Origin of the sequence: Leptospira alexanderi serovar Manhao 3 str. L 60, assembly GCF_000243815.2 — a bacterium.
GTDB classification, from domain to species: Bacteria; Spirochaetota; Leptospiria; order Leptospirales; family Leptospiraceae; genus Leptospira; species Leptospira alexanderi.
In genome coordinates, this window is sequence record NZ_AHMT02000016.1 from 19734 (window position 1) to 32500 (window position 12767).

The window sequence follows — 12767 nt, forward strand, 5'->3', positions numbered from 1 at the left end:
ATGACTTCTCTGGGGCTTAAAACCTGGGAACGACGTAAGATTCTATGTATTAACTACATAACAAGCTCCTGCATGTGTAAACACATAGCAACGAAAGGTGGCAAGGACATCCCTGCCATCTTTTGTTTGATTTTTAAAGTTCAACGATAAATTAGATCCTTACTCCAATCTATTTCGGGAGAGGAATCTAACTTGAGATAAAAAGTTTCTCTCGGACCTAACTCATCCTTCCAAAGATAGAAATATTTATCCCACTTACCACCTTCCCAAGCAGTGAGAAAATATCGTCTCTTTGAAATAGTATCATAATCCTTGAATGCGACTCGACTCCCGTCTCGCAAACACCCTCCGTCTAAGTTTATGATTTGGATTCGATTCGACCCGTCATTGAACTTGGAATAGTACGCATAGTTACCTTTCCCTCCGCCGAGCCACCAATTCCAAAAGTAATTTAAAGAATAAGAAGATTCAACCCGAACAGGTCCGCTTTTCATACAAGAGGGATTCGAATCGGGATCGTTAGTCTGCACCAAATTGAATTTTGTTAAGTCAGTTTCTGTCGTGGCATCCACCTTCAACCATGCGTTTGGTTTTTTAGAACTGGCTTGAATTCTTCTTCCGGTAGCTGCGGATACGAAGGAAACTCGATCGTATTTTCTTTTACGTCCGGACTTCGTCGGAGTGGACGAATCCGCATATATAAAACCGTAAACGGGATAGTGATCGGAAAATTCATCACTCGTATATCCCCCTACGGTCCAAGTTTTTGCAGAAATTGGATCGTAAGCTAAATTCTGCCAAACCGGAGGTTGGAAGTGCGATCTTGAAACGAGTATATAATCCAAATATACGGGCTCCTCTTTCTCATAATAAAAAGCGGTAATTTCGTTGGTTTTTGTATCCCACGTAAAAGGAACTCCCACATACCTAGGATTGTTTACGTTCAATATATAAAGCATCCGATAATATTCTCTACTATCTTTGATTACATTCAAATCTCCCGCGATCAGAACCATTTCGTTTTTCGGAATTTTTTTTGAATCGATAAAACTCCTGATCTCACTGAATTGATTTATTCTTGAGACGATTCCTAAGTTCGCGCACATGGAGTCTTGTGCCTGTACATGAGTTCCAATAATATGAAATTTTTTTCCGTTTTTATTGATTCTCACATAAGCAAATCCTTTATTAGAAAAAAAATCTGCACCACATCCTTTCTCTTTAAAGATATGTTGTATTTTCTCTTCAATGGGCCATTTACTTACGATAACGACTCCTCCGTTAGTGAGCGCATCAAATTTGTACAGACCCAAAGTAGCGTCCCAACCTTTTTTGGTTCTTCCGATCACATCGGTTTGATACGGATATTCCGAACGAACTCCGTCCAAAAGAATTTTTCTTGCATTCGTATCAAAAGCCTCATCGAACACAATGACGTCTTGGTTTTGAATATAATTCGAACTCACGATACGTTGTGCTCTTTCGTTTTGTCCCCAATTTCCCCAACCTGGAAGCATTTTCGGCAACAGGAAAACGTTGTGACTTAGAATTTTAATTCCCATATTCTCGGGAATAGAATTCTCGGGAATAGAATTCTCGGGAATAGAATTCTCAGAAATGGAATTCTCAGGAATAGAATTCTCAGAAATTGAATTCTCAGAAATAGAATTCTCAGGAATAGAATTCTCAGAAATTGAATTCTCAGAAATGGAATTCTTGGGAATGGAATTCTCAGAAATAGAATTCTCAGAAATAGAATTCTCAGGAATAGAATTCTCAGAAATTGAATTCTCAGAAATTGAATTCTCAGGAATAGAATTCTCAGAAATTGAATTCTCAGAAATTGAATTTGTAGAAGCAGCATCTGCGGGACTGGAACTTGCAGAGCCAGAGCCAGTTAAATCAGAATTTGTAGAACCAATGTTCTTATTATCTGAAATGTACATCAGAGACACAAGTAAATCGTTATACAACGATCGTCTATCGGCCTTACAATCTATTAGAAAAAACAATAAGAGACAACAACTTATAAGAAGTCTCACTTTTGTATATTTCATTATTCTCATGCACTATCTCCATTCTTTTTAAATCAATGCCATACTATAACATAGAGTTCAACAAGAAGAATAGTATTTTATAAAAAACGATTCGATTTCACATAATGCTCAAGTAATTGAAATTGAAAATATAGATCCCTAAAGTAACCGCTAATGTTTTAGATATAAAAAGATAAACAATGAAAATCGAATAAAGTCTTTGTTTACTTTTTAAATTATGTTTCAAGATTAAACGAATAAATTTGATAATCGTATGTCATATGGAAACAATTCCTAATCTTTTGATGATTTTTGAAAGCTTACGCCCGACAGATTACATTACGCTTACAAACCAAATCACATTAAGAATATAATATATACATTTTATTATTTCGAAAACAATTCCATAAAAACCGAAAATTGACTTCAAATCCATCAATAGAGTTGTTGAAAAATTTCATGATTTAGATTAACAAAACCGCTTCAAACGTCCATTTCAACGAAGCAGAAAGGGATAGAGAATTAATTTTCAACAACTCTAATGTATCTAAAAACAAAAGAGCGCTTCACAAAATCATTTCATAAGTTTTTAAGAAAAATTTTCATAGAATACGAAGAGTTAAGAATCTGTCCCAAGATCTTACAATAAATCAACTACAATCATTCAATAAATTCGTAATAAAAATAACGAAAAAAGAATCCGCCGAACAATCCTTCAAATTCGCTTAAGGCTCTTCTATTTCAACGTTTTCTAATGTATCAAAAAAGCCGGTTTGAAGTAAAGGGGCAAAATCGATCATGTCTTCCGCGTTCAGTTTGAGACCGTTTTCCATGGAATACGCCTGTAATAAGGATGCGCAGGCTAAATGACTTTCACCGAGCTGAGCGTGCGCTCGCGCTTTGATAATTAGAATGTCTGAATCGGATTCTCCAAAATACTGAACATATAAATCGATGAACTTAAGGGCATTTTTATGATCAGAAACCTTTAGATAACACTGAGCAATCATATCGTAATGAAGAAAGTTCTCGTCGCTATCCATACGCATCGACGTTTTGAGGGAAACCAATGCGGAGTTGTAATTTCCTCTTTGATAATAAAGGTGCCCTAGTTCCGCCCAGATATCTTTACGAAGAATTCCTCTTCCTCTTGAAAGTTTTTCTTGAGCCAAGGCTTGTTTCAAAACGGCAATCGCCTCATTGGATCGATCGGTATCTTTCAAAAGAGAAGCCAAAGTCAGATAAAGTTCCAATTGATCCGGATAGAGATCGATTCCTTTTGTAAGAATCTTTTTAGCCTGTTTGAAATTGCTGATTTTGATGAGATAGTTGGAATAATATAAATAACTTTCGGGCTCGTTCGGATACTTGGTGATGATTTCGTGAAAGAGATTTAAGGTCTCCCGAGTGTTTCCAATATGATACTGGCACCAAGCTTGACGATTACGTATCTTAAGAATCGTTTTAGGATTAGCGGTAAATGAGAGAGCTTCTTTGTAGAGATTGAAGGCTTTGGTGAATTCTCTTTGATTCTCCCTCTGAATCGCAGATCTGATCAGTGCGGGGAAACTCACAGTTTAGACAGATTAAAAATTTTCAAAAAATAATCAAGTTTTCTATTTATCACCCGAAAATAGAATTGGGGGAAAAAGAGAGAAAAACCCAAAATTCTCGGAAGAGGGAATTTATGAATATCAATGGAAATACAAACCAAAGTTTACTTTTGGAAAGAGTCGCGAATCTGCCTAGGGAAATCTTTCAGGTACAAAGCGATCTGAACCGAAAAATGTTGAATCTCGCCGTGGAAGTGGGAATTCGAAATTCAAAAGAAGAAGGACAAAAAAGAATCCTAGATCTTTATGCGTAGTTCCCAGATCAGTCTTGATTGTAAACAGGACGTTTGCGTTCCCGGAAAGACTGTACCGCTTTTCTAAAATCCGCGGAATCGAGGAAACTCGAATTCCAAAGTGCAACATAATTCAGACCGGCTTCCAACGGTTTTCCTTCAGAATATCTCATCACATCCTTCACGCCGGACACGACGATCTTAGGGTTTTCGGCTATCTCCTTTGCAGTTGCAAGGGCGACTTCCATCATTTCTTCTTGGGTCTGAAAAACCTTGGTTACGAGCCCGATTCGCTCCGCCTCGCTTCCGTCGATATCTTTCCCAGTTAAAGCCAATTCTCGTGTATGACCTTGTCCAATGATAGAAGGAAGTCTGTTGATCGAACCCATATCGGCAACAATCGCAACTTTTGCTTCCCTGAGAGAAATTGACGCGTCTATCGTAGCATAACGAATATCACATGCGGAAATCAGATCCAACCCCCCGCCAATACAATGTTTTTGAACTGCGGCAATGGACGGTTTTGGAGAATCGTAAACGGCATTGATTCCTTTTTGCATTTTAAGAATGAGATCGAAGAATTTTCTACGGTCACTACCTAAGGGAGCTTGGATCAAATTGCCAAATTGTCGGATAAAAGAATCCAGATCTAAACCAATGGAAAAGGATTTTCCTCTTCCAGCGATCACAAACGCGTGAATATCAGGATTCGAATTGATCTCTTCAATCACACCCGGCAGATCCCTCCAGAAAGGCCAATCCATTGCGTTTCTTTTTTCAGGGCGATTGAGATAAAGAACGGCGGTTTTATCTTCGGGTCTTACGACAATTTCAAAAAATTCAAAATGGGCTTTCATCCCAGTCACTCTGGGAATGAAAAAAAATCTTACAAGCCATTCCTAGTCGGAAGAAATGGTGGACAATTTTTATATTATGAGAATGATTCTCATAATCTTTAGGAGGATTAGAGTGATCATCAGTTGGGAAAAAATGCGTCATCCGCATCCAAAGGAAGAATGGAAAAAGCTTTTAGAAAAGGTAGATGTTATACAGGAAAACGAGGAAGTTCCCACATATTTTCCAAAAAACATCTATGTGTTGAGAAGAAAACAAAAGAAGGGACCATTGGAAATTCATTCTTTGTCTGACACTACACAAAACAAATTGAAAAGGGTTCGAGTTCAAACTAGGAACTCATTTTTCAGATTTTTAGGAAATTCCATTACCTGAGAACCATTCAAGCTTTGAAAAAAATTAGAGAGCCCGTTTCCCATCAATTGGATCGGAAAACCGAGAAAGGAATTCTTACTTTTTCAAACAGAAACAGGAAAGCTTAGTTGAATACAGGCGCCTTCTTGATTGAGAAAATCGACTTTCCCATCGATTTGTTTTGCAAGGGATTCCACAAGAGATAAGCCGAGCGAATTTGGACTTCTATTTCGAATCGACTTTTCAGGAAGCCCCTTTCCGCTATCCGAAATCTCAAGAGTCAGCATTTCGTTCTTTCTCGTAAAACTGACCCGAATCAAACCGGATTCAGAGCCCGCTAGTCCGTGTTTTAAAGAATTCGTAATGAGTTCGTTGATGATCAAAGCGAGATTCATTCCAATCTCGGCTTTCACTTTTGCCTCTTGGATATTTAACTCCAACCGAATCTTTTCCCGATCCACCTGGTAAATTTCAAAAAGTGCATCCGTAAGTTTTTTCACATAGAGTTCGAAGCTGATTGAGGAAAGATCCTTACTTTCATAAAGAATTTCATGAAGAAGCGCGACTGCGCGCAAACGATTCTGACTTTCCCGAAGGAGACCATTGGATTCTTCGTCGGCTTGCCCGGATCTAAGACTAAAAATAGAGGAAATGATCGTAAGGTTATTCTTAATTCTATGATGAATTTCTTTGAGGTAGGTATCTTTTTCAGTCGTACTCGTATGCTGTTCTTTGGTTCTGAGAATATTAAAAGTTCCGGTTAACTTTTCTTCCGCTCCTAAAATCGGAGAACTTTGGAGCTGAATTTCTTGGCTATTTCCGTTTTTCGAAATTAAGAATAGATTTCCGCTTTCCCTAGGAAGTCCGGATTTGAGAACTTCTTCCACTACGTTCCCGATTGTATCTCCGGTTGTATTCTCGAAAAAAAGAATTTCTCGAACCGGTTTTCCAAGATGATCCTTATATTTACAACCGGTCAGTTTTTCCGCTGCCGGGTTCATAAAAAGTAGAAAACCATTTTCATCCGTGGTTACGATTCCCGCCCCAAGTTGATCCAATGCTCCTTTCAATTTTTCTTCAGTTTGTTTGGATCTCTGCTCAATTTCGTTTTTATAAAGAGCTACTTCGATCGAAGAACGGAGTTGATCGGATTCGAAAGGTTTTACGATATATCCAAGAGGCTGAGTCTTTTTGGCTCTATCTAAAGTGCTTTCGTCGGCGTATGCGGTAAGATAAATCACCGGAGTGTGAAAACGATTCCGAAGTACTTCGGCGGTTTCGATTCCATCTAGATTCCCCTCTATGTTTATATCCATGAGAACAAGATCCGGATGATTTTCCTCGGCTTTCTGAATCGCCTCCTCTCCTGAAGAAGTAATCCCTACGAGTTCGTAACCCAATTTTTTCAGTTTTTGACCTAAATTGACGGCGACGATGATCTCATCCTCGACCACCAATATTTTGGGTTTTTGAAGCATACTCATTAGTTACTAAAAATAACTCCGAATTCAACAAGTATTTGTCAAAACGTACAAAAAGTCATAGTAAAATTTTTAATTTCTGAGAATGCAATTTCCACTTCCGAATAATTTTCGGATAAAAAGTCTCTTTTAAGATTCTACCATGAGACAATTTGTGAACATCCGTTAGGTGACTCCGCAAGAAGTACACTAACTTTCCGACAAAATCAAGGAAGAATTCACTGAGTTATCACTCATCGCATCAAAACTCAGGATCGAGAAAGAATTGTTTTATACGTTACTTTGAACGATGACGGTAAACTACCTCAACTTACTTCAAGTTAAGTAAATACATCATCTTGTCCGAAATTTGATGTCGTATTAGACTTGTTCACTTTAAAATCACTTCTTCGAACTTTACGTTAATTTTATATACGAACGCCTTGCCAAACGATTTCTTTTGAGATCTTTATTCTATTTTCCGGGTTTCAAACGATTTATGTCTTAAAATTCTCCAATCCATAATAATCCCATCGAAAACGCTTTTGTTTTTCATTTGCAGAAACGTTTGCAAATATGAGATTATGAGATCCGGTTTTAGCATTCCTTTTAACACTTTAATTATCGTATTTTATTATAATTGAATATTTCTGGTTCGACCCCATATTTGAAATCAATCGTTTTATCGTAACGTCTTGAACGTAAAATATTTTTCTAATATCGAATTTGTATTTTTTAAACATAGTTTTTATAGATCGTTTCCCGAAAAGCTCTTCGGAAAAAAATAGAAAACCAGCGTATTAGGGGGCAGTAGATAGAAATCAGGGTTCAGTGTAGCGTGTAGCGTCCTAGAAAAAGTTGTCAGGAAAAGGAAGGTCCCATGACAACGATCAATCAAACGTGTAAGTCCTAATTCCTATAGTGACTCAACCTCACTATTTGAAACGTGGGAACTTCAGCATTTGTTATGAACTTGCCGAAAGATTAGCCGATTTCTTTTAAGATATCGAACAGGATCTAAAATCGAAAAAATGGATAAAAAGCAGAATTCTCACATCACCAAGCTCAATGCGTAGGTCCGCCCTTTCTAAACGTAAGCCCCTTTAAATATTTGGAAGGATTAACAGGCTTTCCGTTTTTGATGACTTCGAAATGTAAATGAGGCCCGAACGAATAACCGGTGGAACCGGATCTTGCAATTTTCTTCCCTGCCAGCACATAATCCCCACGTTGAACGAAAAGCTTGGAGTTATGCGCATAGAGAGTTTTAAAATCGTCCGTATGTTCGATGACGACTACGTTTCCGTAACCGCCCATCCAGCCGGCGTAAATCACCTTACCGTTTCTCGCAGCGGCAATCGGCTCGTAGAAGGCCTTTAGGTCGAGCCCCTCGTGAAACTTTCTTCTGGGGAAAGTCCTAAATCCGAAATTGGAAGTTACGACTCTGGATGCAACAGGGATTACCCACTTCGGAGCTGGATCAGGAATTACCGCACCCGGTAAGAATAGTTTCTGACCAGGTCTAAGAATATCCAGATCCTCCAATTTGTTTTCCGACAAAATTTCATCCAAGTTAACCTTATAAAGGCTGGCAACTTTGGCGACAGTATCCCCCGTTTTCATCTTGTAGAGAAGACCTTGTTTATTCGGAATACTTAATATTTGACCGGGATAAAGTGTATCTTCAATTTTGATGTTGGAAGAGCCCGCGATAGATTCCATCGAAACCTTAAATCGGGTAGCAATTTCAGCTAATGTCTCATTTCGCTTCACCCGATATGATGTAACTTTAAATTGTTTCTTCTTTTCGGAAGGGTTCTTGAGTTCCTTTGCCATCAAAATCGTAAGTTTTGCCTTTTCGGATTCCTCCAAAAACTTTTCATCCCCGGATTTTGCCTTTAAGTCCTCGGAATCGTTTTCGGTGATTTCATGTCCGGAAGAATCCATCATCGCACTACTTGGATTCATCCCGAACCCCAAGAATGCGAGAAAAAGCGCCATAGATGCGAATATAGGAATAAACCGGAACTTTTTTCTCCGAAAGTCCAGATTTCCGTGATAGAGATTTCCTCTAAAATAAAACGAATAGTGAAAATGAAATGCGCCCAGGTAAATCAGAGTGAAATTTTCCGTCCGAAGGAGTTCTTTTCCTGCGGTCAGTTGTCTGGGCTTTTTGAAGATCATACAGGGAAAATATCGGCCGCTTTGTAGTTCTTTCTATAGGAAGAAAAGAGCTTATTCGTCCTTTCCGTTATCCAAAGTCCGAGTTCCGCCGAAAGACTCTTCTACGATTTTTTTTACGTCTTTCTTTTGTCCGCCTGTGATCGTTATATTCCCCTTCGCAACCACTCCTTTAGCAAGGTGAAGCGCAGGAGCGACAATATCCCCAAGAAGCCTTCCGGTTTCTTCCAGACGAACTTCGCTTTCAGCCTTGATGTTTCCGATCATAGTCCCGGAAACGGTTACTTCTTTGGCCGCGATATTCGTTCTTACCTTTCCAGTCTCTCCGATATAAAGAGTATCGTCCGTTTTGATTTCTCCCTCGAATTTACCGTCGATACGAAGAGAACCCGCGATATAAAATTTTCCTTCGAAAATAGATCCTGGACCGATTACACTGTTATTATTTTCCCTGCCGATGGCCATCTAAAACTCCTGCTAACAATCAAAACCTATCCCCTAACCGGAGACACGCCGTAAATCTATTTGTGTACTCAATCCCAAAACGACAAGTATTTTTGTTTGGAATTATCGAATCAAATCATCGTCACCCTGGAAAATATTAGTTTTCTGCTTCTTTTTCACTTGAGTTTGATGAGAAGGAGGTGCATCGGGTTCCGATATAAAACCAGCTCCACGATGATCGTCACAAACTTCTTTGGGTACTGTTTCTTTGGTAAAATATTCTTCTTCGGTTTGATTGCAGTGAGAACCGGGAAGTTTCCCGGAAATGGAACAGATTTGTTTTCGAACGATTCCCGTTTCCCCAAAGTGAAACGGCTTCGATTTTTCCCGAGAAAGGGCATTCGACATAAATCGTCCCCAGATTGGAGCCGCAACCACACCTCCGGACATTCCTTTACCCATCGAAAGAGTTCCAGTATCATAACCGAGCCAAACTACACTTACTAATTCGGCGGAATAACCCGCAAACCAAGCATCTCGAAAGTTATTCGTCGTTCCGGTCTTTCCTGCGGCCGGACGATTGAGACCATAAGAAGTGGCACCGGTTCCTGTTCCTTTTTTGATTACGTCTTCCATCATCGACGTGAGAATAAAACAAATTTCAGGAGAAAGAATCTGTTTCCTTTCCTGTTTACTCGCTTCCTCTCTGAAATCCTTAATTACATTTCCGGAATCATCTTCTACATAAAGAACGCTCAACGGAAATACCTGTTTTCCTCCGGAAGCGATCACTGCATACGCGCGGGCCAATTCGTACGGAGAAACTTCGAAAGTTCCCAAAGAGATGGAATAGTTTTTGGGAATGGATCTATTTTCAACCTGAAGAATTTTTTCCAGAACCGGCACGAGGTTGCTGATCCCAGTGTGATCCAAAACCCGAACTGCGACACTATTTCTGGAAAGTTCGAGCGCTTCGCGAAGTTTTATAAATCCAGAATATTCTCCCGTATAATTGGAAGGGGTCCATTCATCACCGTCTTCCAATACGTATTGGAGAGGAGAATCGGAAAAAAGAGACGCCGCAGTGATGTTCTTCTTTGGATCCGGATGCTGATTATAATATTCCATCGCGGCCGCGTATATCAAAGGTTTAAACGCCGAGCCGGGTTGGCGATAGGCTTGGAAAGCGCGAATCTGTTGATTATCCGATCGAAAACCGGAACCTCCCACCATCGACGTGATATACCCCGTATCGGGACGCATCGAAATCAAGGCGCCTTCGACGGGAAGCAAAAAGTCCTCGGTTTGTTGATTTCTATAACTCCAATCGATTGCTTCGCCCAAAGATTCGGTTCCGCTCAAAAGATTCAAAACACCAAGCTCATCCCTCAGATCTTCCTGCCAAGTGCGATTAAACGTACGAACCGACTTCGAAATCTTAAACTTAAACTCAGGGATGTCGTTTAACATCGATAGTAGATCGTAGATCTCACCGTAGGCGTCGTCGAACGCATCTATCTTCGTGAACATCCTCTGATTGGATTGAGCAGTCTGATTTTTCAGTCCGGCATACAAAGCCTTCTCCGCTTGAGTCTGGTGTTGTATGTTCAAAGTGGAATAGATTTTGAGTCCCCCGCTGTATAACGTAGTTATAGGAATGTAACGCGCCAAATTTTTACGCACGTATTCCGTGAAATAGGGGAAACGATTCAACCTATCGCCAAACGCGGAATCATTCGGAGAACGATTTAGAGTAATATAATATTCTGAAAATGCTTCGTACTCCCTCTCCGCGGTTTTGATGTCGAGAACTCCGTTTTCCACGAATTTCTTAAATACGACGCGAACCTTCGCACTGGAAGAATTAGGATTGACCAAGGGAGAAAATTCCGTGGGTCTCGTGGTCAGACTGGCGAGTAACGCAGACTCCCCCCAGGTCAAATCCTTTACGTCCTTACGAAAATAAAACCGAGCCGCCGCTCCGACTCCGATCGTTCCGTGACCAAGAGGAATTTCGTTGAGATAAATTTCCATCAACGTGTCCTTATCAAAAACCGCTTCCAAAAGAAGCGCAAGCCAAGCCTCTCTGGCTTTTCGAAGGAAAGAACGTTCCGTATTCAAGAATTTTAAACGAGCAACCTGCTGTGTAATTGTCGAGGCACCTTCTTTGATTCTACCCGCCAAAAGATTGACCATAAAAGCACGGAAAATTCCGCGCAAATCGAGCCCCCAATGCGAATAAAAATGATTGTCCTCGGTAGAAACAAAACTACGGATGAGTTTGTTGAGTTTGCCGTCTTCTTCGGGAGGAAGTTCTTTGATGTTTAAAACGACGCGGGAAAAACGATAAAATTCCGCGATGGGCTCGTATTCACTCTTGTCGTTGATTCCATAAAGAACGGAAGGTTTTTCATACTGATTGGATCCGGGAACTTTCCATAAATCCTTGATGGAGAATACGAACAGAAATCCGTTGAGAAACAACAAACCCGCACAGAGCTTAACCAATTGTTTCAACGGATTTTCGGAACTTAGAATCCTCCGAAGAATCCTATCCCGAAAATGAATGACGAAAAAACGGAAAAGATAACTGACTGGTTCTTGTTTCATGTTCGATTAAACTTCTTCCAACGGTGAAAATTCCTTCATACTGTCGACTCCTTGAAAACGAAGTCCCGTATCCAAATTATATCCTTGATATTCCTTTAAGAATGCGGAGCGACTCATTTTATTCTCTAGATAATTCCATGCGTGTGTAAGCGCGTCCCTACCATTTTGGGCCGAGCGGTTAATCAGTTCCACAAAAGAGTCGTTTCGCACGATGGAAGGGTCGGCCGGGTAATTCCACTTCTTTTTTTCTTCGTTCATGATCCGTTTGTCTATATGTTCCTTGAGAGGAAGCATCAAAACCGAGGATCGAACTTTGTGAAACGTAATCTGATCTAAAAACTTCAAAGTGCCCCGGATCCATCTGCTTCTGGAATCCAAAACCCTGTGAAATTCCAGATAACCAAGAAAGGATTCGTTTAACAAATCTCCGGGAATGATCTTGTCTTCCGAACCTATATAACATTTTTTGAATTCGTCCACAAAGGTCGCTTTAAGACCGCGAAGCCAAAAATGCCAAAGCATAGGATCCATCTTCCAGGTTTTTTTTTCGGACTTAAAAATCGCGTCGACGTGATGGACAAAGTCGTATTCCTTCGGAGTCATTCCCCATCTATAGTCAAGAAGCCAGGAATCCAGAGCGTTCTCCACTCTCATGTGATTGTATTGTGCAAGACTGCTGATTTTTTTGTCCTTGTTGTAAAAGTCTCCGGAGATGTAAAAAATATACGGATGAGTGACTATGTCCACAACACAGTGACAGATATAACCGAGAGTAAACGCAATATAACGATCCCTGTGAATCCCCACTTCTGTTTGTAGAATAAGATCTAAAAAACTTAAAACAAGTTCCGTAACGGAGTTATGATGACTCATATCTCCCCAGATTGTGGCTTTTTTCGTTTTGCGAGGAGAAAATACATGATAAAAATAAAATATATCCGGAGCGATGGCTCCGATATTTGCAAACTTTCGGTTGGATTC

At 39.9% G+C, this 12767-nt stretch carries 9 protein-coding genes and 1 pseudogene (1 of these 10 only partly in view); 2 read left to right on the top strand and 8 right to left on the bottom strand.

Going from position 1 to position 12767, the window contains the following annotated elements:
- Positions 1-140: 140 nt before the first annotated feature.
- Together sph and LEP1GSC062_RS05045 are read right to left on the bottom strand one after the other, a co-directional pair.
- Positions 141-2066, bottom strand: a complete 1926-nt coding sequence (gene sph / locus LEP1GSC062_RS05040; protein WP_039941230.1) for a sphingomyelin phosphodiesterase — start codon at positions 2064-2066, stop codon at positions 141-143.
- 695 nt (positions 2067-2761) lie between these two features.
- A complete protein-coding gene (locus LEP1GSC062_RS05045; RefSeq protein ID WP_010577161.1) occupies positions 2762-3610 on the bottom strand; it encodes a tetratricopeptide repeat protein in 849 nt (282 codons plus the stop codon).
- Positions 3611-3723: 113 nt separating this feature from the next.
- Here LEP1GSC062_RS05045 and LEP1GSC062_RS05050 point away from each other — a divergent pair, with 113 nt between their 5' ends.
- Positions 3724-3903 (top strand): hypothetical protein, encoded by a 180-nt coding sequence (locus LEP1GSC062_RS05050; RefSeq protein ID WP_020983619.1) that lies wholly within the window; start codon positions 3724-3726, stop codon positions 3901-3903.
- An 8-nt stretch (positions 3904-3911) separates the two neighbouring features.
- Here the strand turns inward: LEP1GSC062_RS05050 and LEP1GSC062_RS05055 are convergent, their stop codons facing one another.
- Positions 3912-4739, bottom strand: coding sequence for a crotonase/enoyl-CoA hydratase family protein (locus LEP1GSC062_RS05055; protein ID WP_010577163.1), 828 nt, complete (start codon positions 4737-4739; stop codon positions 3912-3914).
- 76 nt (positions 4740-4815) lie between these two features.
- On the opposite strand from LEP1GSC062_RS05055, the pseudogene LEP1GSC062_RS23575 reads away from it, so the two are divergent.
- Positions 4816-5030 (top strand): annotated as a pseudogene (locus LEP1GSC062_RS23575) (LIC12628 family protein).
- Between the two features lie 165 nt (positions 5031-5195).
- Here LEP1GSC062_RS23575 and LEP1GSC062_RS05065 read toward each other — a convergent pair.
- The 5 genes from LEP1GSC062_RS05065 to LEP1GSC062_RS05085 all read right to left on the bottom strand — a co-directional run.
- A complete protein-coding gene (locus LEP1GSC062_RS05065) occupies positions 5196-6575 on the bottom strand; it encodes a histidine kinase dimerization/phosphoacceptor domain -containing protein (protein ID WP_039941232.1) in 1380 nt (459 codons plus the stop codon).
- 1041 nt (positions 6576-7616) lie between these two features.
- Positions 7617-8735, bottom strand: a complete 1119-nt coding sequence (locus tag LEP1GSC062_RS05070) for a peptidoglycan DD-metalloendopeptidase family protein (RefSeq protein WP_010577166.1) — start codon at positions 8733-8735, stop codon at positions 7617-7619.
- A 51-nt stretch (positions 8736-8786) separates the two neighbouring features.
- The gene (locus LEP1GSC062_RS05075; RefSeq protein WP_002618425.1) at positions 8787-9197 is read right to left on the bottom strand and encodes a bactofilin family protein; all 411 of its coding nucleotides are present in this window, start codon (positions 9195-9197) and stop codon (positions 8787-8789) included.
- A 102-nt stretch (positions 9198-9299) separates the two neighbouring features.
- Positions 9300-11786: a penicillin-binding protein 1A gene (locus tag LEP1GSC062_RS05080; RefSeq protein ID WP_020983645.1), complete on the bottom strand. Its 2487-nt coding sequence runs from the start codon at positions 11784-11786 to the stop codon at positions 9300-9302.
- 6 nt (positions 11787-11792) lie between these two features.
- Positions 11793-12767 carry the 3' portion of a zinc dependent phospholipase C family protein gene (locus LEP1GSC062_RS05085; RefSeq protein ID WP_020983621.1) on the bottom strand. Its footprint extends 102 nt past the window's final position, so only the last 975 of its 1077 coding nucleotides appear in the window; the start codon falls outside the window, past its right edge; the stop codon is at positions 11793-11795.

What these genes read in the sequence shown, in the direction of transcription:
- sph (WP_039941230.1), bottom strand. Translation starts at nt 2,066, where the DNA reads ATGAGAATAATGAAATATACAAAAGTGAGACTTCTTATAAGTTGTTGT.
- LEP1GSC062_RS05050 (WP_020983619.1), top strand. Translation starts at nt 3,724, where the DNA reads ATGAATATCAATGGAAATACAAACCAAAGTTTACTTTTGGAAAGAGTC.
- LEP1GSC062_RS05055 (WP_010577163.1), bottom strand. Translation starts at nt 4,739, where the DNA reads ATGAAAGCCCATTTTGAATTTTTTGAAATTGTCGTAAGACCCGAAGAT.
- LEP1GSC062_RS05065 (WP_039941232.1), bottom strand. Translation starts at nt 6,575, where the DNA reads ATGAGTATGCTTCAAAAACCCAAAATATTGGTGGTCGAGGATGAGATC.
- LEP1GSC062_RS05070 (WP_010577166.1), bottom strand. Translation starts at nt 8,735, where the DNA reads ATGATCTTCAAAAAGCCCAGACAACTGACCGCAGGAAAAGAACTCCTT.
- LEP1GSC062_RS05075 (WP_002618425.1), bottom strand. Translation starts at nt 9,197, where the DNA reads ATGGCCATCGGCAGGGAAAATAATAACAGTGTAATCGGTCCAGGATCT.
- LEP1GSC062_RS05080 (WP_020983645.1), bottom strand. Translation starts at nt 11,786, where the DNA reads ATGAAACAAGAACCAGTCAGTTATCTTTTCCGTTTTTTCGTCATTCAT.